The following is a 19,208-nucleotide window of genomic DNA, read 5'->3' as shown; positions in this document are numbered from 1 at the left end:
TGCATATGGCATGCATTTGCGGGTTTACCGGACTCGGAAATTTGCAAATTGTTACGTAAGCTAACCGACAGAGCACAGCGCTACCGTGAACACATGAAGCGCATACAACAACAAGCAGATCAAGGAGAGGCGATGCAGCACGACATCAGTTCGACGAACAAGGATACCCGGGCCGGGGCCAGGCCCAGGCAGCCGGGCCTGCGCCGGCTGGCGCTGGCCGCGGGCCTGGCATGGTTGCTGGCCGGGCCCGCGTTGACATTGCTGAAGCTGAATACCGCGGTACATGTGGGCTGGCTGGTGGTCTGGGGTCTGGGCGTGCTGCTGTGGATGCGCACACTGTATACCGGCTGGCAGCAGCAGTGGCAGGGCATGCAGCAGGCCATGGAGCGGGTGGCCCATGGCGACCTGAGCCAAAGCCAGGGCGCCGGCGATCTTACGCGAGGCATGGTGCATGCGCTGTCGGGCATGGTTGCCGATGTGCGCAGCAATGCTGCCCTGGTGGCCCAGGCCGGCCAGAACATGGTCAACGAGCATCAGGCGCTGGCCGGCCGTACCGAGCTGCAGGCCAGCAATCTGGCCCAAACCGTGGTCAGCGTGGAGCAGCTCACCAGCGCCGTGCAGAGCAATGTTGAAGTTGCGCGCGAGGCCCATTCCCAGGCTCATGGCGTGCGTGCGGCGGCGGACCAGGGGGCGGCTGCCATGCAGAACGCCGTGCACTCGGTGGAGTCCATAGAGCGCAACGCGGGCCGCATGCGCGAGATCATCGGTGTGATCGACGGCATCGCCTTTCAGACCAATATCCTGGCACTCAATGCGGCCGTGGAGGCCGCGCGTGCGGGCGAGCAAGGCCGCGGCTTTGCCGTGGTGGCCAGCGAGGTGCGCTCCCTGGCCCAGCGCTCCGGTGATGCGGCCAAGGAAATCCGCCAGCTGATCGGCGAGACCGTGCAGCAGGTGGCCCACAGCACGCAGCTGCTGCGCGATGCGGGCCAGGAGATTCATGGCGTCACGCGTGCCATTCATGATGTGGTGAGCCATATGGGCCAGCTGTCCGATTCGGCCAGCAACCAGAGCTCGGGCCTGCAGGAAATCAGCAATGCCGTGCGGCAGATCGACGAGATCACGCGGCACAACGCGCAAATGGTCGGCCATGCGCTGCAGCAGGCCCAGGCTTTGCAGCTGCGGGCCCAGGATCTGTCGGGGGCGGTGGCGCGCTTTCGCCTGCAGCAGGGCACGGCCGAGGAGGCCGTGGCCCTGGTCGACGCGGCCATGCATCTGGCCAAGGGCTCGCGCAACCTGGGCAGCGTGCTGCATTCCATCAGCGACCCCCAGCAGCCCTATCACGACCGCGATATGTATGTGTTTGCGCTGTCGGCCCAAGGCGAGTATCTGGCCTTCGGCGGCAATCCCACCAAGGTGGGTGCAAGAGTGCAGGACGTTCCCGGCATCCAGGGCGAGCGCCTGATTGCCGACATCATCGCCCAGGCCGAGGCCTGCCCCGGCTGGGTGGAGTACGACTACCTCAATCCCAGCACCCAGCAGGTGCAGACCAAGATGTCCTATGTCTGCAAGCACGAGGGCCTGTACTGGGGTTGCGGCGTGTACAAAAGCCTGGCCGTGGCCTGAGTGCTTGCGAAGCTATAGCAGCAGGCCCTTGAAGGGAAAGCGCTGCAGCCCGATTTGATGCGTATTCAGGAGCCCGTTTGCCGGGCCTTGGCCTTGGCCAGAATCGCCGCAATCGTCGCCTTCTTGTCGGTGGGGGGGGGCGGGGCTTCTTCAGTGCTCGCAGCCGCAGCAGCGGCCGGCAATGCGGCCGGAGCCTTGCCGGACTTGGCACCCAGCCGCTGCCGATGCGTCGCGTAGCGGCCGCGCGCATGCTCGGCCTGGGCCGGGCTCCAGGCATTCCAGCTGGTGGCCGAGCCGCTGGCATTGATCAGCTCTATGCAATCCACGGGGCAGACGGGAATGCACAGCTCGCAGCCCGTGCAATGCTCGGCGATCACCGTATGCATGCGCTTGTTGGCGCCCAGGATCGCATCCGTGGGGCAGGCCTTGATGCACAGCGTGCAGCCTATGCACCAGGCCTCGTCGACCAGGGCCACGGTGCGCGGGGCCTCCACGCCATGTTCGGCGCTCAGCGGCAGCTCGGCCCGGCCCGTGATGGCCGCCAGGCGGCGTATGCCTTCCTGGCCGCCGGGCGGGCATTGATTGATGGGAGCTTCCCCGCTGGCCACAGCCCCTGCATAGGCCGCGCAGTCGGGATAGCCGCAGCGCGTGCATTGGGTCTGGGGCAGTGCTGCATCGATGTTCGCAGCCAGTGCTTGAAGCGGGGAGGCTGCGGACATGGATGGGGTCATGCTGGTCTTGGGCCTCTATGCCCGGGATTGGCGCGCGGCGCGCGCATTCCGGGGCGGGGCGCTATTTTGACCGTTTTTCACGGCGGCCGGAGCCTTGTCGTCGGCATCCTCGGCCAGCAGCAGGTCCTCTTCCTCCTCTAGCTCATCGTCGCTCATGCTGCTGATATGGCCAGCGGCGCTGGCCGCGGTGGCGCTGGCGGGCTGGTGGGCCAGGATGAAGTCGCGCACCTGCGGATACACACTCTTGCGCCAGCGGCTGCCGCTGAAGATGCCGTAGTGGCCCGCGCCCGGCACCTCGATATGCTCGCGCGCCTCGGCGGCAATGCCCGTGCACAGATCGTGTGCGGCGCGGGTCTGGCCGGCGCCGGAGATATCGTCGAGCTCGCCTTCCACCGTCAGCAGGGCCGTATGGGTGATGTCCTGGGGGCGCACGCGCTCGGGCTGACCGGCGTCGTTGCGCACATCCCAGGTTCCCTTGACCAGCTTGTATTCCTGGAACACCGTGGCAATGGTTTCCAGATAGTAGTCGGCATCCATGTCGAGCACGGCGTTGTACTCGTCATAGAACTTGCGGTGGTGCTCGGCGCTGGCCTCGTCGCCCTTGATCAGGTCCTTGAAGTAGTCGTAATGGCTCTTGGCGTGGCGGTCGGGGTTCATGGCCACAAAGCCCGAATACTGCAGAAAGCCCGGATACACGCGGCGGCCCGCGCCCGGGTAGTTGTTCGGCACCTCGTAGATCACATTGTTCTCGAACCACTCGTAGCTGCGCGTTTCGGCCAGATTGTTCACGGCCGTGGGCGAACGGCGCGCGTCTATGGGGCCGCCCATCATGGTCATGGACAGCGGCGTGGCCTCGCCGCGGCTGGCCATCAGCGACACGGCGGCCAGCACCGGCACCGTGGGCTGGCAGACGCTGACTACATGGCATTGGCCATAGCGGCCCTGCAGATAGCGGATGAACTCCTGCACATAGTTCACATAGTCGTCCAGGTGGAACTCGCCTTCTGACAGGGGCACGGTGCGCGCGTTCTTCCAGTCGGTGATATAGACCTTGTGGCCGCCCAGCATGCTCTGCACGGTATCGCGCAGCAGGGTCGCGTAGTGGCCCGACAGCGGCGCCACGATCAGCACCACGGGCTGGCTGAGCATGGCTTTGAGCGTCTCGGGGTCGTCGGAGAAACGCTTGAAGCGGCGCAGTTCGCAGAACGGCTTGTCGACTTCCACGCGCTCGCGGATGGTCACCTCCACGCCGTTGACCTCGACCCCGTGCAGATCGAACCCGGGCTTTTCGTAGTCCTTGCCCAGGCGGTACATCAGATTGAAGCCCGCGGCCATGCGCTGCGCCAGCGGGACCTGGCTGAAGACCGAGTGTGGGTTGTTGTAGAACTTGGAGGCGGCCTGGGCGAAGTCTGCAAACGGCTCGACCATGGCGCGCTGCATTTCGTAGATCTGGTAAAGCATGGGGGCACTTCTGCGATTATGTTGCAGTGCAATATAGCAGCCGTATTTGACATGCGAACCAGTAATATCCCTTCATGCCTCCGATTGATGGTAACTCGCAACGAAGTCTGCGCAGGCTTCGTTGAAAGGTAGGGAGCAGTGGCGGGTTCCGCGGGTTGCTAGGCCGGCACGGCTTCGGCGGGCTTGGTACGGGCCAGCTTCATCACCTCGTGCGGAGGCAGGGTCTTGAGCCGGTGGTCGCTCCAGACCTGGCGCCAGCGCCGCGCGCCGGCCAGGCCGTTGCGCAGGCCCAGCATATGGCGCGCAATCGAATACCAGTGGGTGCCGTGCTCGCGCGCTTCGCGCTCCATATAGAGCACCATCTGCTCTTCCACGGCTTCGCGCGTGCGTTGCCTGCTCTCGTCCTGATAGTAGAGAGCATCCCAGGAGGCCATCCACCAGGGATTGTGATAGGCCTCGCGGCCCACCATCACGCCGTCCACCTGTTCCAGCTGCTGCAGCGCCACCTCGTCGGTCTTGATGCCACCGTTGACGGCAATCGTCAGCGCCGGAAAGTCGCGCTTGAGCTGGGCCACGAGCTCATAGCGCAGCGGCGGGATCTCGCGGTTCTCCTTGGGCGACAGGCCCTTGAGCCAGGCATTACGCGCATGGACGATAAAGACCTCGCAGCCGGCGTCGGCCACCGTGCCCACGAAGTCGCGCACAAAGTCGTAGCTCTCGATCTTGTCGATGCCTATGCGATGCTTGACGGTCACGGGCACCTGGACCACATCGACCATGGCCTTGACACAATCGGCGACCAGGCCGGCCTCGTTCATCAGGCAGGCGCCAAACGCGCCGCGTTGCACACGCTCGCTGGGGCAGCCGCAGTTGAGGTTGATCTCGTCATAGCCCCATTGCTCGCCCAGGCGCGCGCTCTGGGCCAGATCGGCCGGCTCGCTGCCGCCCAGCTGCAGGGCCACGGGATGCTCCTCGGCCTCGAAGCGCAGATGGCGGGCCACATCGCCGTGAATCAGGGCTCCGGTCGTCACCATTTCGGTATAGAGCAGGGTGTGCTGGCTCAGCAGACGGTGCAGATAGCGGCAATGCTTGTCCGTCCAGTCCATCATGGGCGCAACAGACATGCGCCACATGCTTGTATCTATTTGATTTTGTTTGATATTTGTATTGGTCATCGATGTAATTTAAGGGCTTGTAGCACTGATTTAGCACCCTGAAAAACGCCCAAAAACCCCGATTTCTGTTCCTCGGTGCTACATTGAGTGCTACGAGAACGACTTGTAGCACCGGCACCATGGGAACGATCACAGCCAGGAAACGAGCGGACGGCTCAACCGCATACACGGCCCAGATCCGCCTGAAGGATAAGAGCGTTATTGTGCACACAGAGGCACAGACTTTCACCAGAAAGGCTTTGGCGCAGGCGTGACTGAAGCGCCGCGAGGCGCAGTTGCAGGAGGCGCGGGCCCTGGGCACGCTGCAGGCAGCCAAGGTTATGGTGGCCATTTGCTGTTGTCGGTCGCGAAGCCTGTCCAGCAAGGCTGTACCTTTGGCATGCCAGTCGGCATGTGGTGCCATATCGGTGGCCAGATTGCGCAAGGCCAACAGGTCGCGCTGCTGATCTGCATTCAGGTTGCGCAGATCTCTGGAGAGCAGGGCCTGCTCGCCAGCCAGGCGCACCAGTTCGTCGCGGTCTGAGGTGTCGGTCATCAAGACTCCTTGGTGATCAAAAAAGCCCGCCGGGTCTGGAACCTTGCGGGCTTTTGCTTGGGCGGAAGAGGTTGGCTTTTACAGAAAGGCCTGTCTCTGCGATCTGAGCGCATCTCGGTCGATGCTGGAGGCGAGCAGCTCCATATCGGACTGGCTGACGCCCAGGGCCGTGAAGTGCGCGGCCCAGCGATCGACGGCGGCGGCCACTTGCCGTGTCAGCTCGACGGCGCGGGGCATTTTGATGCCGTATTCGTTGATCTGGGTAAGCGCGTTTTCAAGGCTGGATTCGGAGCCCGCGGTGCCCACGATGAGTGCCTGATAGCCCAGGTTTTGCAGGCTGGGCACGACGTCGTAGGCGGGCGTGAGGTCGTAGTAGCCGTCTGCCAGATTGAGGCTGATGCTGTGGTTGCGCTCGTGGTCGTCGGTGTTGTCCATGAGGATGTTGAAGACCATGCGTTTGAACAGCTCCTCGCGCATGGCGGCCTGCCGGTCCGGGTGGCCCAGCCTCAGCAGGATGGTGGCCAGATTGCTGTAGCTTTGCTCCAGACCCACAGCGCGCAGGGCGGTGTGGGCGGACTGGGGGGGGGCACAGGCGGTCGAACCGCTCGATGGTGAGTGCGTGCCGCGCCTTGCCGTAGCGTGGCGGCAGTGGCAGCACGGCGGTGTCGGCCACATACATGCCGGCCTGGGCGGCCAGCGTCATGGTGGCGTGCTCGATGAGCGGGGTGTCCACGGGGTCGTCCAGCTCGCTGAACTTGATGACGCAGGGGCCGTTATCCGTCTGCAGCAATGCCTTGGGCCGCGCGCCGCCGAGGGTGACGCCGGGCTGGATAAGGCGCTGTATCTCTGCGGTGATCGGGGCCTGGGTCTGCACGTCTTCCACCGCGGCGGCGAGCTGGGCCAGATCCTTTAACTGCGGATAGGGCCCGAGGTAGCGAGGTATGTACTGCTCTGCCGAGGTGGACACGCCCAGCGCGCCAAAGCGGTCGTCGCCCGCGAAGAGCAGCATTTCCAGGATGGACAGGCGGGCAGGCCGGTCGATGTGGCGGATGATGCGCTCGCCCCAGCGGTCCGGGCGGGCGTCGTCGATCGCGCCGGGGGCGGTGCTTCTCTCGCCGGTGCTGAAGACTTGGCCTTGGACGATGGGCATGTCTTCGCTGAGCGCAAAGTTCCACCAGTCCGCCGTGTAGGTAAAAGTGGCGCAGTCGGCCACCAGCTGCGAGAGGCTGACCTCGCCCACCAGCGTGGGCGCCGCGGGGTTGACCATGACCCACACATAGAGCTGGTCTTGCGGCACGTAGGTGCGGGGCGAGACGGCGTTGATGGCGGGCTGGGTCATTTCTTTTTAGGGTCTGTTTTGGCTAGGAGGGCGGCCAGGCCATCCGAATTTTTGTTGGCAGTTTTGAACATTTGCCCGGTCGGTGAGTTGTGAAATGCCATCACAGCTTCGAGACCGGGCGACAGAGCTTTTCCTATCTGAGCGCCTGGGAGCTTTGACATCGCTTCCTCGATTCGCCCCGTAGGCATGTTTCGAACGGTCGCTCCAATTTGGACGGCTGGCGTTTTCTGCGAGGCAGCTAGCGCATGTTTGCTAGCAACAGGGGTTTGGGCTGCTGAGGGCATCGATGGGGCAGGGCTGGCAGCAGGCTTGCGCTTGGCTCTCACCTTGGCCACTTCCTTCTCCAGCGCCGCATGGTCGTTCTGCGGCGCGATCAGGTCGGCCAGCCCGCCAGCCTGATTGATCAGCCACATGCACATCACATACGAGGCCATGGCGACGGATGGGTCGCCGCGTTCGATGCGCGCCATGGTGGGTTGCGATATGCCCAGCTTCTTGGCCCACTGCGCCTGCGACTCGCCGCGCCGTTTACGGGCGATGACGATGTTCTGTGCAAGCTGCTCGATCTGCTGGAGCACGGCTTGCGGGTAGTCTGCGGGCGGTGTGTTTTGGCGTGGCATGCATAGATGTTAATGTTTTGGCTAAAACATGCAAATCTATGAATTGTTTTTGTGCTGAGGGTGTGCCATCAATGCGTTTGATGCCGGGGGCCGGCCGCTACCGGAGAGCCACGCCGTCTATCTCCATGCAGCATAGATATGCATATTTATCGCAATTTAATTCATCTATGAATAGATGATACTTGAGCGTGGCTTTGCTTGCGAAGTTTATGAGCGTGCGGCGCTCGCTCTATCTGCATTTGAAAGTAGTTTTCTACCGATAGCGTTGATCGGCTTGCGCTAGCTGCTTTGCTTTCAATAGCGCGTAGCAGGCGGCTGCGCTGGCGGTCTTGGCGCTGCAGCTCTTGCAGCTCGATGCCGAGCGACGCAACGCAACCTACCGCGCGCAGTTTCAGCAGCGCTTCGTGGATGTCCGACCGCCTTTCAAAGCAGATACGCAGCTTGTTAAAGCCTGCAAACCATCCGCGTGCTTTCTCCACGCCCCAGCGATGCTGGCCGAGTTTTTCGCTGCTCTCGACTCCTCGCCTTGCAATCCGGCTGGCGATGCCTCGGCACGGCAGTGCTTGTAGTCGTAGCCTTTGCTTGCGTGCAGCTTTGCGTGGCTGGAGAAGAGTCTTAGGCTGCGGAAGAACTGCGGGCGGCTGATCAACGCCAGCCTGCAGTTCGTCCATCTCGCATTCCTGGCGCTACTGCTCAGGAGATCGTAGACACGTTCTTAGATATGCAGCATCGCCAGCCCGCCCACGCCCAGGCCGAGCACGGCCACGCCCAGCATGGCGTATTCGAGCCACTTCTTCTTGGTCAGCAGCGCAATGGCTGCGAGGGCAATGGCGACCTGCAGTGCGGTGGTAGCCTGGGCCCAGCGGTGATGTAGGTGCATCTGCATCTCGGACTGCTCGTCCCAGTGCCGGGCCTCCGCTTCCAGACGCTCGGCATCGCGCTTGATGTCATCCTTTTCCTTTTCGTAGCGCTCCACCTTGGCCTGGTAGGCTGCCCGCTTGTCATCCGTGGCCACCAGATCGCGCGCGAACTCGGACATCGACTGCTTGGTGCTCTTGGCTTGGTAGAAGGCCCACTGGTTGGCCGCCTCGGTCTTCTTGATGGCTGCGTCGTTTTTGTACAGCCCGGCATTGGCCTGGGTCGCACCACCCATGTACGAGAAGATGGCGCCCACCGTGGCGATGACTGCGGTGCACATGGCGATCTGGTTGGTCAGGCTGCCGCCGCCGATGCCGTGGTGGGCGGTTTGGCCATGCTCGCCCTCGGCGGCATGTTCAAGTTCGTGATCGTGCGGGCCATGGACGTGAAAACCGTCGGAAGACATAGGTGCCAACTCCTTGATAGCAATGGGTGGCGCATTATGGGGCCGGTATGACTGCAGCCCAGGGCTTTGGAGCCGCTAACACCGCCTGTCCACCAAGCGCTGCTGAAACTGGCCCAGGAAGCGGGCGGACGGCCGAGCCGCATGCACGGCCCGGATCCACCAGAGGACAAGAACGTTGTTGCGCACACAAAGGCTCGGACTTTCACCCGAAAGGCTTTGGCACGGACATGGCTGAAGCGACGCTCGCGGCCGTCGAAGCTCCTTGGCGATGAAAAAGCTTGCGAGGTGCGGTATCAGTCGCGGTATTCGTCTTCTTGCTGCAGCGTGGCTTGCGCAATGCGTTCGGCTTCGTCGAGCACGGCTTCCGGGTAGCCTTTGGCGGAAAACATCTTGCGTTTGTTGTTCGACAGCCGGCCCTGGTTCTTGACCAGCAGTTGCACCAGGGTGTTCATGAGGTTGTTGTTCATATCGATGGCCTTGTTGACGTGCTTGTACACGCGGTCGAACTGGCCTAGGAACTGAACCTCGGTGTGCAGGTCGTGCTGCAGTGCTTCCTTGGCCATTTCCAGGCCGAATTGCACGCACTGGGTCGCATCCCAGTAGTGGTAGATCTCCGGCGAGCCGTCAAAACTGCATTCGTATTCAAGATCGGAGACCTTGGCAACCGTCCATAGCTCCCGGGCCGGGGCCGAGAACGAGCACAGGGCCTGCAGGTAGCGGTCCTCGTGCCGGGCCATGGCGGTAGAGATGGGCAGCACCAGGCCGTTAGGCAGATTGGCGTCACGGCAGGCCATTTTGTGGAACAGAAAGCGTGACAGACGGCCGTTGCCGTCCATGAACGGGTGGGCAAACACGAAACCGAAGCTGACCAGCGAGCCCAACACCAGCGGAGGGATATGGCCGTCCTTGCGGTTGGCAAGAGCCAGCAGACCCTCCATGACGGGGATCAGGTGCTCTGGCGCGGGCGGGACATAGGTGACGCTGCTGTCCCGCCGCAGCCAGTTTTGCCGGTGGCGGTATTGCACGGCGTGGTCGATGGCCGATTGCACGGTCAGGTTCTGCAGCACGGCCAGATAGTCTTCGGTGAGCTGTTCTTCTTCGTGGGCGCGGGCCAGCAGCCGGGCAAAGGCTTCGGTCCGGTTCCCGGTGGGGGCTTCACGTTCGATTGCATAAGAGCCCTCGGTTTCGCTGAGGTAGGCCCAGCGCACGGCTCGCTGCACCATTTCCGGGTCGATGGACTGGATGAACTCGCGGGCCTGGCCAAGAATGTCTGCGTTGAGCAGAGCCTTGATTTCGGGCGTCAGGCGGACGCTAGGACTGTACTGGGGCGAACCAAGACCGTTGAAGTCCACTCGCCAACGTGTGAATTTCTGCGATGGGCCGGTCAGGAAAGTGGCCGGATCGAACAGCGGCAAGGTGGGCCCTTTGGCCAGGGGGGCATCCAGTTGCTGGCGGTTTGCGACCTCCCACAGAAAACAAGCCTGCTGCAGAAAACGGCTGCTGGGAGCGGCGGCAAATTGAGCCACCAGCGGTGCTGCATCGATTTTCTTGAGCGCCAGAATGGCGGCCTGCAGGTCCAGGTCCTCGTGCTTGAGCGCGAACAGCAAGTGCTCCAGCGGGCTGGCATCGGCTGCGGGAGCCGACTGCTCGGGGACTTGCAGGCACTCGGCCAAAGGCACAAACTTCTGTACGGGGTAGACTTTGGCGGGGCGCTCCGGCTCAAAAGCCCCGGTGTCGAGCTTGTCGCGCAAATGGGCGTAGCCGACTTTGCGGTGGTATGCCATCGCGTCCTTTGCAGAAAAAATGATTTAGCGAATCCTAAACGCAGTTTTTGCTATTTCAGCAAGGAAAAAATTACTTCCTGGCCCTAAATTGGGATTTTTTCTATTTTCAAGGTGGCTAGCCCCGCGAGGCCAATCCAGGTGGCTGCGCTGGCGCTGGTTGCGTCGCAACTCTTGCAGCAGGGTATCGATGCGGTGCATGGGCGGGCGAGGGCGGTGGGGCTCAGGGCTTTTCGCGCAGGCATTGCACGGTGTGGGCGTCCAGCCATTCCGCATGCATGCCGGGGCAGGCAAATTCGTCGCGCTGGGATTTGGCGATGGTCGTCGGCTCGTCCGCCTGAGCGGCAGGGCTGGCCAGCCACAGGACACCCATGAAGATGGCGGCCACAAGGGCCAGGGTTTCAAAGATTTTTTCCATGTTCGTGCTCCGTGTCTGGCGCTTGTGCGGCAAGCGCTTGCAGCTATCGAATTTGAGGGTGCCGACGCTCAAAGCGGCCAGGCGCTGGGCGTGATGGCGATGACCACGGCCGCGCCGACAAGGCAGAAGATGCCCAGCACGGTCAGGCCCCATTGCGCGGCGATCAGAAGTTTTGTCCCAAGCTTGGGGCGAGCAGAAGCAGGGCTGCCAGCAGCAGCGTCAGCGCCAGGGAGCGGACGTTCGGCCATTTCACAGGCCTCCCTTCTCGCGCAGGCGCTGCACGAGGTCTTCGTCGATGGGTTGAGGAACGGTGCCGTACAGCATGAGAACTCCTTGAGCCGAGAAGAAAACCCGCGGCGGCGGGCCGCAGAGATAAAAGGCCAGTGCCCCGGAGGGCGCGCGAAACCAACGAAGGGAGCGGAGTGAATGCGCTTCGCTACTGGCAAGAATCGTTGACGGCTGCTGTGCGGCAGCTCCATCAAGAAAGAGTGCGATGCCCGGCTTTCGGTCTGTCGGTGGCGGCATTGCATTGCCAAGGTCCACACCCGGCTCGCACTCTTTCTTGATGGCCCCGCTTCAGCCCTGCGGGTAAGGGCATATGCTTGGAGCGGCATGCTGTTCAGTATTTTGCTGTTATTTTGATCAGTACTGTGCATATGTACAGTAGTTTAAATTTTGCCTGTTCGGTTCGTCAACCGAATTTGCGATCAGGTGTTGTTTGGCGTTGCTACGCCGCCGCCTGCCTGCCTCTTGGCCTGGGCTGGGCTGGGAGGAAGTCCGCGGGCAGCGGAAAGCTCGGGCCGGCCTTGAGCAGCTCCGGCCGTTGCTGGGTGAATGAGTTCTGCCCACTGAGCCCCGTACTCCTGGGTCAGCCCGTGGACGAGTTTGAAAAGGCACACCGCGCCCTGCAGGCTGGCGACGTGGGGCCCATGACCGGCTTCACCAACGAAACCCTGGGCGAGACCTGGGAGCTGAAAGGCGACAGCAGCGACGAACACGCACTGCCGGCCCGGGCCGACGACTACCCCCTGGGCCGCGTGCCCGCCAGCGCGCTGTTGCTCACCGCCGGGGTCGACGTGCAGCGCGACCGGTGAGAGATCGCCATCGGGGCCTGGGGCCGTGGTCTTGAAAGCTGGGCCGTCGCCCACCAGGTCATCCAGGGCAACCCCACCAGCGAGTCCAATTGGGAGCCCGTCACCCAATACCTGCAGCAGCGCTACGTGCAAGCCTGGCACGGCGGCAGCCTGGGGCTGAGTGCCATCAGCATCGACTCGTCCGACCAGACCCAGGCCGTCTACAACTGGGTGCGCAGCGCGCAAGGGCAGCTTGCCGGCCTGCGCGCCATCAAGGGCGACAACAACGACAACCGCAACATCGTCGGCCCCAGCAGCCTGCAAGAAGTCAACTACCGCGGCCGCAAGATATCGCACGGCATCAAGCTCTGGCTGGTGGGCGTCGATAGCGCCAAAGACCTGCTGCTGGGCCAGCTCGCCATCGACAAGCCCGGCCCCGGCTACGTGCATACCAGCCAGAAGCTGCCGCGCGAATGGTACGAACAGCTCACCGCAGAGCAGCGCGTGCTGGTCAAGGTCAACGGCAAGGACGTGTACCGCTGGGTCAAGCGCCGCCCGCGCAATGAAGTGCTGGATTGCCGCAACTACGCGCTGTACGCCGCCATGTGTCTGGGCGTGCACAAATGGCCCGAGGCCCGCTGGCTGCAGCTAGAGCAAACCGTGCAGCCCCCGCAAGACCTCTTCAACACCGCCCCGGCCCAGGTTGCCCAGTCACCGTCGCAGGGCGAAGAAGCCGCGCCGCTACGCACGCCAGCACGGCCCAGCCCGTCGCGCCAGCTGGCGGACGAAGAGCTTTTCAGCCCCATCAGCCTTTATTAATAAAAACCAATGCAAACGCAGGCACAGCAAGCGCAACCAGCTATCAAAACAATGAACGACAAAGACGCAACCACCACCCCTTCGGTATCGAGCCCCAACAAGCTGGACCCCATTGCCGTGCTGCGCGAAGAACTGGCCGCCGCCGCGCTATGCCATGGCGTGGAGCGGGTGGAGGATCTGACTGAGGAGCTGGTGCGCCGGTATGTGCAGCGGCTGGGTGGGGGCTATGTGTATGTGACCACTCAGCACGGATTGAAAAAGAAACAAATGGCAGAAGAAATTCGGCAGCGCTTTAACGGCATCAATATCCGAGAGCTGTCCCATATCTATGGCCTCAGCATCAGGCATGTGCGCCGAATTGTGGAAGGTTTGCCGCGCACTGGCTTCTGATTTGCACTTGAACGCTTGGCTCAACAAATGCGTGTCAGTCTGAGATTTTCAATACATGCGAATTAGCGCGCAGGTTCCATGCCGGCTCGAAGTAGGTCTAATGGATATATTTATGTGATAACATGAAATACAATGATACAAGTGTATCAATATGATTTCAGGAGTAGGCAATGGCGATACTTAAAAATATTAAAATTCAAAATCTTAGAAGTTTACGAGATGTTGGAGAGGTTCCAATATCGAAGATAACGGTTCTTCTTGGTAAAAATAGTGTAGGTAAAAGTACCTTTGCGAGAATATTCCCACTTTTGAGACAAAGTGTTGAATCTAAGAAGAGGTCTCCAATCCTCTGGTTTGGTGATTATGTTGACTTTGGCTCGTTGGAGCAAGCAATAAGCAGAGGTGAGAAGGAAATTTCTCTTGGATTTAATTTCTCAATAAATTACGATTTTGAGAGATTCGATCCATATAGTTATAGGCTTGAACAAACATCTGAGTATAGGATATATGGGGAGAGGCTTTTCGCTGTAGGCGATGTGAAAGTGGTTTTGACATTGATAGGCGGGGATGTTGTAACTACTAAAAGGCTTCAAGTTTCTACAGGGGATGTTTCTTTTGAAATTGTCTTCAAAGATGAAGAAGATAAATTTGAGTCTTTAATTTTTAATGGGGAAACTATTGATTTGCCTGAGAACATCAAAGTTTTTACCCGGCAGGGTAATGTACTTCCTTTGATGTTTTTTGCAACAGAGAGACGCCATAAAGATAGAACATTCCTTGTTAGAACTTCCTTATCAAAAGGGGCTTCTCAGATAAAGCCCGCAGTTCAAAGGGCAATTTCTAAGTTTGGTTTTTTTGGGGTTGATGCTGTTGCAGATTCTCTGACCAAGAGTAGAGTTAAAACACCTGAAGAATTTGCCACTAAGGCTGATTATGCAAGGTCTCTGCAAAGAGATTTTGTTCTTGATAATTGCTTCAAACTTGTTGAAATAGTCGATGAGGCAATGAAAGATTATTTTTCTTCGGTCAAATATTTGAAGCCGCTTCGTGCAACGGCAGAGAGATATTATAGAAGGCAAGATTTGTCAGTTCAGGAAATTGATCCAGAGGGGAGAAATCTTCCAATGTTTTTGGATAGTTTGAGCTCTTCTTTGTTAAAGAACTTCCAGGAATTTTTAGGCTCAATATTGAAAATAAGCGTATCCGCCAAGCGCGAGGGTGGGCAGATTATGGTCATGGCGAAGGGCGAAGACGACGCTGATTCATATAATATTGCGGATATGGGTTTCGGTATATCGCAGGTATTGCCAATTGCTGCGCAACTGTGGATGGTAAATAATTCTAGAACTAATAAAGCATCTGCCGTTGTCATTGAGCAGCCAGAACTTCATCTTCATCCAGAATATCAATCTCGACTGGCAGATGTTTTTGCAGCTGCTGTTAAGCCAAGTAAGAAAAATAATAACAATGATGTTTCTCTGATTATTGAAACTCATAGTCCACATATTGTAAATAGACTTGGTGAGCTCGTTGAACAGGGGAAGTTGAGTGCAGAAGATGTGAGTATCTTGCTGTTTGAGCCATCAGAGGATCAACAAAAGTCAGTGAAAGTAAACGTTTCAAATTTTGATGAAGAGGGGGTTCTTCAGAACTGGCCATTCGGATTCTTTGAGCCGGAGTTTAATAATGTGGATTGAGATTGATGACTCGGTTTCAGAGAATATGGAGAGTGCTAATCTACGGCAATGTGCTGTTATTGAATCTATTGCTCTGTCTGTGTTTCATGGAAAACATGTTTTCTATGCTAAAAATAAAACACTAAACTGGCTATGTAAGCAAGACATTGGCGGCGTCTCTAAATCAATATTTAAAAAGGTGAGTTCTAGGCTTTCCGAGTTGGGTTCAATCAGGCCTAATATTGGTGTAAGGTTAATACTTATATTTGAAAGTGATGTTTTTAAATATGAAGATGGTGAGTGGATTATATCATTTTCATTTTTTGAGAGTAATCAAATTCAAATGGGCTGCTTGCTTGCAGAGAATCTTGACGATGCAAACATTTACCTTCTAGCTGCAAAGCATTATAAAATCAATTCAAAGTTAAAGACTTTAGATATAAATCTAACGGCGCTAGGTGCAGGCGGATCTCAGATTCTTCCTTCTTTTGAAGATGCTATTAACGAGAAGAACTATTTTTGTCTTGCGATTACTGATACGGATAAAGATTATCCCGGTGCGAACTCTAATATTGTCAGTCGACGATGTAATGCTGTTGCTCAGCAAAGAGTCTGGATTGCCGAACACCTTGATGTTCCTGCGCGAGAATTAGAGAATGTATTGCCTTTGGGATTGATCGCTGATGCTATAAATAGTGATGCAGGTGCAGTTGACTTGCATGAAAGGCTGAATGCAGTCAAGATCCGAATAGGTGATGATCTAGAGCCATTCCTTTATTGTGATTTAAAGCTTGGGACGAAATTTAAATTGATTAAGGATGCTGATCAAAATAAATCTGCATACTGGAAAGAGTTTGTTAGAAGGAAAAATATTTCTAATTTAATGTGTGGAGACGAATGCGGAGACAATTGTAGTTGCCAAATGATTTCACCATTAAGTGAAACAATTGCAAATATATTTTTGGAGTTTTGTAAAAAAATTACAATAAATAAACAGTATGAAAGAGTGAAAGTTTCTGAGAACTCTACACAGTGGCTAGCAATTGGTAAAACTGTATTCGATTGGGGAGTCGCTCTGCCAAAAGCTAGGTACTGAATTTTGGAAAAAATTTAGTTCCTGTATACTTCTTGCATCACGCCCGTAAGCGTGATCTGGGCTTGGCGGCCCGGAAATCAACAGGCGCAGCGGCCGCGCCATACAAAGATGGTCAGCGGCTTTTTGCTTTCTAGAGCATGTCTGCGTGCACATGGCTTCGCTTTACGGTGGGTCGTGTGGGGACACCCGCGAGGGTGTGCCGGTGCCTGTTGCCGGTCCGCCAACCCTGCACGGTCCATCACCTCTGTTTGGCGGCAGTGGGGATGGGTTGACAACTTGTTCCGTAGTAGCCTGTCATGGCTAACATCACCACTGCTTCGTCTGTAGATGTCGTTTCTGCTCGCCCCGAGCTTTCCATCCATAACGGCATCGTCACCACCACAAGTCTTCAAGTCGCACAGTTCTTTGGCAAACGCCATGACAACGTGTTGCGTGCTATCCGTGCTTTGATTCGTGAAATGGCTTCGGAAGACCACCCCCTCAATTTTGAGGAGACGGTCGATGTTCGAACCAATCCCAGCGGTGGTGCGCCAATTTCGACACCAGCCTACCGCATGACCCGCGAAGGCTTCATGCTCCTGGCTATGGGCTTTACCGGCAAAGAGGCACTGCGCTGGAAGCTGGCCTATATCGCCGCCTTCAACCGCATGGAAGCCGGGTTGCAAAAGCCCGCGCAAGACCCGCAGCGCATCCATCTTGCCCAACGTCTGGCCACCCAGGCGGCGGCCAGGTCACACAGGCCGTGTTCGACGCCGTCATGGCCGTAGACAACACCGACTGGCGCCATGCCACCTGGGCTACGACCGTGAAGGCCAGCCCAGCGTGCCCCATGCCCAGCCCATTGGCGACGACCAGATGATCGTCTCCTTCAACGCGCTGCCCGAGCGCATCGCTAGCGGCGAGATCCTGTCTGCCACCGATGCCCAGCTCGCCACCCTGGCCACGGCCTGCACCCAGCGCCTCACCCAACGGGCCCAGCACCGTGAAAAGCAGGTGACCCAACCCGTCTATCCAACCCCGAAGCCCGCCGCCAGTCTGCCACCCGGCACGCTGCTGATGACTTTCAAGTAATCAGTTTTGATAGCTGCTAGCGCTTTCAATAAAAGGGCTAGCAGCACTTTTTACCGAATCCTTTTGGATAGTAGTTTCTAGTGCGACCACTGGAGCTAAAGGAAGCGGAGTCTGCTGCCATAGCTTTAGCTGAGATTTAAGCTCCTGAATTTCCTCAGCTTGCTTATCTAGCCGATTGAAAATTTGAGTGCAGATCAGGTCACCGAGAAGTAAAAGAATGGCAAACGCGTGCAATGCAGCTGCACCTAAATCTTTGCGAGTTACTTCGGGAGAAGATGTAAGAACAAGAACAATGACTAAGCCAATGACAGAGTTCAAAATGCCGATCACATAGAAAGAAGCATTCAGGATTCGCTTGGTTTTTTTGCTCCATCGACCAAGATTTTCTAGGACCAGCTTGCGCTCATCCTCTTTGAGCTTGGCTAATGTGACGAGCAGTGCCGATGCACTAAAAAATACGCTAACAGCTATGGAAATCCATCCTGACATTGCTCCCTCCGTTGATTGTTTGATTAAGCGAATATTACTGGTATAGCCGCTGCTCTTCCCTTTTTGCTATCAATTTGATTGTTAATGTTGTTTCTGTACAAGCTCTAGACAGCTGCGACATGATTTAGAGACATATGTCGCAGTGACTTGTCGCAGCCATTCGCCGACCATCGGCGCATGGGTCTTTACAGCCACCTCACCACCGAACAGCTCACCGCCCGGCACGATAGTTATCCGGTCGCCATCGATGCGCGCCTGACTGGCCCCACGCAGGCCAGCCATAGCACCGACGGCGTGGGCGCGCGCTCCGTGCAGTTCAATGCCGATACGACGCAGCTGCGCCGCGCCATTGACGAACTGGCCCAGCGCAACGGCCTGGCCGTGCGCAAGCCCATCTACCTGGTGTAAGCATGGGCCGCAATACACGCATGCAACGCCAAAGCCGCAGCCGCACGTCGTTTGCGGCGTCGCTGGGCGCAGCGCCGCTCAAGGGCGGGGCAGCCATGTCTGCCTACCAGGGCGCATCGCACACCGATCTGGCCCTGAGCGACTGGCAGCCCATGGCGGGCAGTGCCGATGCCGACCTGCTGCCCGAGCTGGGCACGCTGACCAGCCGTGCCCGCGACCTGGCTGCAATGACGAGCTGATGGTGAGTGGCCTGCAGACCTCTGCGACAACGTGGTGGCGCTCCCGGTTCAGCGCTCGCCGCCCTTGCTGGCGAAGGCGCGGGCGTGGTTGGCGAGCTTGTCGGGCTGGTCGAAAGACGAGACGCCCAGGTCGACGCCCTGAAGCGGCAGGTGCAGATCGAGCGGCGGCTGGTTGCGCAGCAGCCCTAGCCGGGGCCTGCGTCGTCCGCGCCGCCATGAAAAAGCCGCCTCGGTGGGCGGCTGGGTTGGCGGGTCAGAAGGCGTCGGCGCTGTATTCACCTTCGGGAGGAGGATTCTGCGACAGCATCCGCAGCACTTCCTCGGGGGAGCGCGGGTCCGGCATCTGAGTCACAACCTCTTGCGTCGCTTTGAATTCTGGGTATGCGGCGTACAGATAAGTCATGGCTACTCCTTGAAAGACGGTTTGAAATGGGTTCGTGTTTGTCTAACGTTTCACACCGTCAGATTGTTGACAGGGAATATGACTGTCCGGTGAAAACGCGGCCCGCCAAACGTTTCAGTTGGTGTCACCGCTGCCCGGCCACAGGCTCGCGGCCGGCATGTCGCCGGATCCAGACGTTTGGGCACCGCAGCAGCTTCCGCTGACCAGGCCGCCAGAGAAACAGCCTTGCATCGAAGCCAGGGGAACATCGGTTTACAAGGGGTTTCGTCAGGCGGACTAGGCTGATGTAACCACTTGCAGAAAGGGTTGCCATGAAAGCGCTACTTGCACTGGCTGCGGCTGCTTTGACGTTGGCCGGTTGTGTCGTGCCGCCGCCTGATTACGGGCGCGATTCTGGCCGCGGTTCTCACCAGTTCGAAAGAGGCCGGGATGGCGACCGAGATCGAGACCGGGATCATGAGCATGACCGGGATCGCGGCCAGGACGGCCATGAGGATCAAGGCAGCATGCGGCCCGGGCCCGGCTCGGGCTATGGCG

At 58.5% G+C, this 19,208-nt stretch carries 22 protein-coding genes and 4 pseudogenes; 11 read left to right on the top strand and 15 right to left on the bottom strand.

Going from position 1 to position 19,208, the window contains the following annotated elements:
* Positions 1–132: 132 nt before the first annotated feature.
* Complete coding sequence (locus AB6724_RS05900) at positions 133–1,623, top strand: methyl-accepting chemotaxis protein (protein ID WP_369337574.1); 1,491 nt, start codon at positions 133–135, stop codon at positions 1,621–1,623.
* A gap of 65 nt (positions 1,624–1,688) precedes the next feature.
* Here AB6724_RS05900 and AB6724_RS05895 read toward each other — a convergent pair whose 3' ends face one another.
* From AB6724_RS05895 to dusA, 3 genes are all read right to left on the bottom strand, one after another.
* A complete protein-coding gene (locus AB6724_RS05895; RefSeq protein WP_369337573.1) occupies positions 1,689–2,342 on the bottom strand; it encodes an RnfABCDGE type electron transport complex subunit B in 654 nt (217 codons plus the stop codon).
* A gap of 27 nt (positions 2,343–2,369) precedes the next feature.
* Complete coding sequence (locus AB6724_RS05890) at positions 2,370–3,815, bottom strand: polyhydroxyalkanoate depolymerase (RefSeq protein WP_369337572.1); 1,446 nt, start codon at positions 3,813–3,815, stop codon at positions 2,370–2,372.
* Between the two features lie 158 nt (positions 3,816–3,973).
* Positions 3,974–4,990 carry a tRNA dihydrouridine(20/20a) synthase DusA gene (dusA, locus tag AB6724_RS05885; protein WP_369337571.1) on the bottom strand — a complete coding sequence of 339 codons (1,017 nt, stop codon included), beginning with the start codon at positions 4,988–4,990 and terminating at the stop codon, positions 3,974–3,976.
* Between the two features lie 331 nt (positions 4,991–5,321).
* Here dusA and AB6724_RS05880 point away from each other — a divergent pair, with 331 nt between their 5' ends.
* Complete coding sequence (locus tag AB6724_RS05880; protein WP_369337570.1) at positions 5,322–5,513, top strand: hypothetical protein; 192 nt, start codon at positions 5,322–5,324, stop codon at positions 5,511–5,513.
* Positions 5,514–5,603: 90 nt separating this feature from the next.
* Here AB6724_RS05880 and AB6724_RS05875 read toward each other — a convergent pair whose 3' ends face one another.
* The 4 genes and pseudogenes from AB6724_RS05875 to AB6724_RS05860 all read right to left on the bottom strand — a co-directional run.
* Positions 5,604–6,077: a HipA domain-containing protein gene (locus tag AB6724_RS05875; RefSeq protein ID WP_369337569.1), complete on the bottom strand. Its 474-nt coding sequence runs from the start codon at positions 6,075–6,077 to the stop codon at positions 5,604–5,606.
* 97 nt (positions 6,078–6,174) lie between these two features.
* A pseudogene (locus AB6724_RS05870) lies at positions 6,175–6,792 on the bottom strand (HipA N-terminal domain-containing protein); the annotation flags it as partial.
* Positions 6,793–6,860: 68 nt separating this feature from the next.
* Entirely contained in the window at positions 6,861–7,442 is a 582-nt protein-coding gene (locus tag AB6724_RS05865) for a helix-turn-helix domain-containing protein (protein ID WP_369337568.1), read from the bottom strand.
* Positions 7,443–7,864: 422 nt separating this feature from the next.
* Positions 7,865–8,079: pseudogene (locus AB6724_RS05860) on the bottom strand (IS5/IS1182 family transposase); the annotation flags it as partial.
* Between AB6724_RS05860 and AB6724_RS05855 the strand changes: the two are divergent.
* A pseudogene (locus AB6724_RS05855) lies at positions 8,075–8,191 on the top strand (IS5/IS1182 family transposase); the annotation flags it as partial. The pseudogenes AB6724_RS05860 and AB6724_RS05855 overlap by 5 nt on opposite strands.
* 8 nt (positions 8,192–8,199) lie before the next feature.
* Here the strand turns inward: AB6724_RS05855 and AB6724_RS05850 are convergent.
* The 5 genes from AB6724_RS05850 to AB6724_RS05830 all read right to left on the bottom strand — a co-directional run bounded on the left by AB6724_RS05850 (position 8,200) and on the right by AB6724_RS05830 (position 11,550).
* The gene (locus AB6724_RS05850; RefSeq protein ID WP_369337567.1) at positions 8,200–8,808 is read right to left on the bottom strand and encodes a DUF4337 domain-containing protein; all 609 of its coding nucleotides are present in this window, start codon (positions 8,806–8,808) and stop codon (positions 8,200–8,202) included.
* 293 nt (positions 8,809–9,101) lie between these two features.
* Entirely contained in the window at positions 9,102–10,592 is a 1,491-nt protein-coding gene (locus AB6724_RS05845; RefSeq protein ID WP_369337566.1) for a Fic family protein, read from the bottom strand.
* Positions 10,593–10,812: 220 nt separating this feature from the next.
* A complete protein-coding gene (locus AB6724_RS05840; protein WP_369337565.1) occupies positions 10,813–11,007 on the bottom strand; it encodes a hypothetical protein in 195 nt (64 codons plus the stop codon).
* A 68-nt stretch (positions 11,008–11,075) separates the two neighbouring features.
* On the bottom strand, positions 11,076–11,255 hold the full coding sequence (locus tag AB6724_RS05835) for a hypothetical protein (protein WP_369337564.1): 180 nt from the start codon (positions 11,253–11,255) through the stop codon (positions 11,076–11,078).
* Between the two features lies 1 nt (position 11,256).
* The gene (locus AB6724_RS05830) at positions 11,257–11,550 is read right to left on the bottom strand and encodes a hypothetical protein (RefSeq protein WP_369337563.1); all 294 of its coding nucleotides are present in this window, start codon (positions 11,548–11,550) and stop codon (positions 11,257–11,259) included.
* A gap of 113 nt (positions 11,551–11,663) precedes the next feature.
* Between AB6724_RS05830 and AB6724_RS05825 the strand changes: the two are divergent.
* From AB6724_RS05825 to AB6724_RS05800, 6 genes and pseudogenes are all read left to right on the top strand, one after another.
* Positions 11,664–12,899: pseudogene (locus AB6724_RS05825) on the top strand (terminase gpA endonuclease subunit).
* 51 nt (positions 12,900–12,950) lie between these two features.
* A complete protein-coding gene (locus AB6724_RS05820) occupies positions 12,951–13,289 on the top strand; it encodes a Mor transcription activator family protein (protein ID WP_369337562.1) in 339 nt (112 codons plus the stop codon).
* A gap of 170 nt (positions 13,290–13,459) precedes the next feature.
* A complete protein-coding gene (locus AB6724_RS05815; protein ID WP_369337561.1) occupies positions 13,460–14,986 on the top strand; it encodes a DUF3696 domain-containing protein in 1,527 nt (508 codons plus the stop codon).
* Positions 14,976–16,061, top strand: coding sequence for a hypothetical protein (locus AB6724_RS05810; protein WP_369337560.1), 1,086 nt, complete (start codon positions 14,976–14,978; stop codon positions 16,059–16,061). Before AB6724_RS05815 ends, AB6724_RS05810 begins: the two co-directional genes overlap by 11 nt.
* Positions 16,062–16,357: 296 nt before the next feature.
* On the top strand, positions 16,358–16,828 hold the full coding sequence (locus tag AB6724_RS05805) for a Rha family transcriptional regulator (protein ID WP_369337559.1): 471 nt from the start codon (positions 16,358–16,360) through the stop codon (positions 16,826–16,828).
* A 55-nt stretch (positions 16,829–16,883) separates the two neighbouring features.
* Positions 16,884–17,132 (top strand): type 1 periplasmic-binding domain-containing protein, encoded by a 249-nt coding sequence (locus AB6724_RS05800; protein WP_369337558.1) that lies wholly within the window; start codon positions 16,884–16,886, stop codon positions 17,130–17,132.
* Here AB6724_RS05800 and AB6724_RS05795 read toward each other — a convergent pair whose 3' ends face one another.
* A complete protein-coding gene (locus AB6724_RS05795) occupies positions 17,133–17,621 on the bottom strand; it encodes a hypothetical protein (protein ID WP_369337557.1) in 489 nt (162 codons plus the stop codon).
* Between the two features lie 177 nt (positions 17,622–17,798).
* Between AB6724_RS05795 and AB6724_RS05790 the strand changes: the two genes are divergently transcribed.
* The gene (locus AB6724_RS05790) at positions 17,799–18,029 is read left to right on the top strand and encodes a hypothetical protein (RefSeq protein WP_369337556.1); all 231 of its coding nucleotides are present in this window, start codon (positions 17,799–17,801) and stop codon (positions 18,027–18,029) included.
* A gap of 20 nt (positions 18,030–18,049) precedes the next feature.
* Positions 18,050–18,268, top strand: a complete 219-nt coding sequence (locus AB6724_RS05785; protein WP_369337555.1) for a hypothetical protein — start codon at positions 18,050–18,052, stop codon at positions 18,266–18,268.
* A 48-nt stretch (positions 18,269–18,316) separates the two neighbouring features.
* Here the strand turns inward: AB6724_RS05785 and AB6724_RS05780 are convergent, their stop codons facing one another.
* Both AB6724_RS05780 and AB6724_RS05775 read right to left on the bottom strand, forming a co-directional pair.
* Positions 18,317–18,547: a hypothetical protein gene (locus AB6724_RS05780; RefSeq protein WP_369337554.1), complete on the bottom strand. Its 231-nt coding sequence runs from the start codon at positions 18,545–18,547 to the stop codon at positions 18,317–18,319.
* Positions 18,522–18,671, bottom strand: a complete 150-nt coding sequence (locus AB6724_RS05775; RefSeq protein ID WP_369337553.1) for a hypothetical protein — start codon at positions 18,669–18,671, stop codon at positions 18,522–18,524. Before AB6724_RS05775 ends, AB6724_RS05780 begins: the two co-directional genes overlap by 26 nt.
* Positions 18,672–19,208 lie beyond the last annotated feature (537 nt).

This window comes from Comamonas guangdongensis (assembly GCF_041079535.1).
In the GTDB taxonomy this organism is placed as follows: domain Bacteria; phylum Pseudomonadota; class Gammaproteobacteria; order Burkholderiales; family Burkholderiaceae_C; genus Comamonas; species Comamonas guangdongensis.
Note: the sequence above shows the minus strand (reverse complement) of the source record. Positions and strands in the feature narration are given on the sequence as shown.

What these genes read in the sequence shown, in the direction of transcription:
- AB6724_RS05805 (WP_369337559.1), top strand. Translation starts at nt 16,358, where the DNA reads ATGGCTAACATCACCACTGCTTCGTCTGTAGATGTCGTTTCTGCTCGC.
- AB6724_RS05775 (WP_369337553.1), bottom strand. Translation starts at nt 18,671, where the DNA reads ATGACTTATCTGTACGCCGCATACCCAGAATTCAAAGCGACGCAAGAG.
- AB6724_RS05815 (WP_369337561.1), top strand. Translation starts at nt 13,460, where the DNA reads ATGGCGATACTTAAAAATATTAAAATTCAAAATCTTAGAAGTTTACGA.
- dusA (WP_369337571.1), bottom strand. Translation starts at nt 4,990, where the DNA reads ATGACCAATACAAATATCAAACAAAATCAAATAGATACAAGCATGTGG.
- AB6724_RS05840 (WP_369337565.1), bottom strand. Translation starts at nt 11,007, where the DNA reads ATGGAAAAAATCTTTGAAACCCTGGCCCTTGTGGCCGCCATCTTCATG.
- AB6724_RS05785 (WP_369337555.1), top strand. Translation starts at nt 18,050, where the DNA reads ATGCAACGCCAAAGCCGCAGCCGCACGTCGTTTGCGGCGTCGCTGGGC.
- AB6724_RS05845 (WP_369337566.1), bottom strand. Translation starts at nt 10,592, where the DNA reads ATGGCATACCACCGCAAAGTCGGCTACGCCCATTTGCGCGACAAGCTC.
- AB6724_RS05850 (WP_369337567.1), bottom strand. Translation starts at nt 8,808, where the DNA reads ATGTCTTCCGACGGTTTTCACGTCCATGGCCCGCACGATCACGAACTT.
- AB6724_RS05900 (WP_369337574.1), top strand. Translation starts at nt 133, where the DNA reads ATGCAGCACGACATCAGTTCGACGAACAAGGATACCCGGGCCGGGGCC.
- AB6724_RS05795 (WP_369337557.1), bottom strand. Translation starts at nt 17,621, where the DNA reads ATGTCAGGATGGATTTCCATAGCTGTTAGCGTATTTTTTAGTGCATCG.
- AB6724_RS05790 (WP_369337556.1), top strand. Translation starts at nt 17,799, where the DNA reads ATGGGTCTTTACAGCCACCTCACCACCGAACAGCTCACCGCCCGGCAC.
- AB6724_RS05820 (WP_369337562.1), top strand. Translation starts at nt 12,951, where the DNA reads ATGAACGACAAAGACGCAACCACCACCCCTTCGGTATCGAGCCCCAAC.
- AB6724_RS05810 (WP_369337560.1), top strand. Translation starts at nt 14,976, where the DNA reads ATGTGGATTGAGATTGATGACTCGGTTTCAGAGAATATGGAGAGTGCT.
- AB6724_RS05835 (WP_369337564.1), bottom strand. Translation starts at nt 11,255, where the DNA reads ATGGCCGAACGTCCGCTCCCTGGCGCTGACGCTGCTGCTGGCAGCCCT.
- AB6724_RS05890 (WP_369337572.1), bottom strand. Translation starts at nt 3,815, where the DNA reads ATGCTTTACCAGATCTACGAAATGCAGCGCGCCATGGTCGAGCCGTTT.
- AB6724_RS05895 (WP_369337573.1), bottom strand. Translation starts at nt 2,342, where the DNA reads ATGTCCGCAGCCTCCCCGCTTCAAGCACTGGCTGCGAACATCGATGCA.